1 protein-coding gene is annotated in these 540 nt (G+C 65.4%); it reads right to left on the bottom strand.

What is annotated here, in order from left to right; translation table 11 throughout:
- Positions 1-540 (bottom strand): hypothetical protein (locus KUV72_RS19730; protein WP_222239523.1); only part of this gene is annotated, 540 nt, incomplete at both ends.

The following is a 540-nucleotide window of genomic DNA, read 5'->3' as shown; positions in this document are numbered from 1 at the left end:
GATCTGCAGCGTCGGCTGATCGTCGGCCACGCTGACCGAGACGCCTGCCTCGGTGCTGGTGCCGTCGGTGTCGGTGCCGACCACGGTGATGCCGCTGATGGTCAGTGCATCGACGCCATTGGCGTGGGCCAAGCTGTCGGCCAGGGTGGCCGTCACGGTCACTACCGCGGACTGGCCAGCCGTGACTGTGCCGTTGTTGTTCAGCGTCAGGGTGATGGCCGGTTCGCCACCGGCTTCGGTACGCCCTTCCAGCTGACCGGCGGAGTTCAGCGTCCAGGTCAGGGTGCCATTAAGGCCATCAACGCTGATGGCGCCGGTATCGCCAAAGCCGATGCTGGCAATGGCATCACTGCCCGCGGTAAAGGTCAGGCTGGCCACGTCTGTAGAGGAAGCGGCGCCTTCAGTGTCGGCATCGTCCAGAGACACGGCGGCATTGGTGGTCGCCGGATCGCTGTCGGTAACGGTGACCGTCGGGCCAGTGCCGTCGGTGATGGTGACGGTGTGGCTGTCGGAGGCGGTATCACCATCGCTATCGACGGT

The organism is Halomonas sp. DP4Y7-1 (assembly GCF_019800705.1).
Classification (GTDB): domain Bacteria; phylum Pseudomonadota; class Gammaproteobacteria; order Pseudomonadales; family Halomonadaceae; genus Halomonas; species Halomonas litopenaei_A.
Note: the sequence above shows the minus strand (reverse complement) of the source record. Positions and strands in the feature narration are given on the sequence as shown.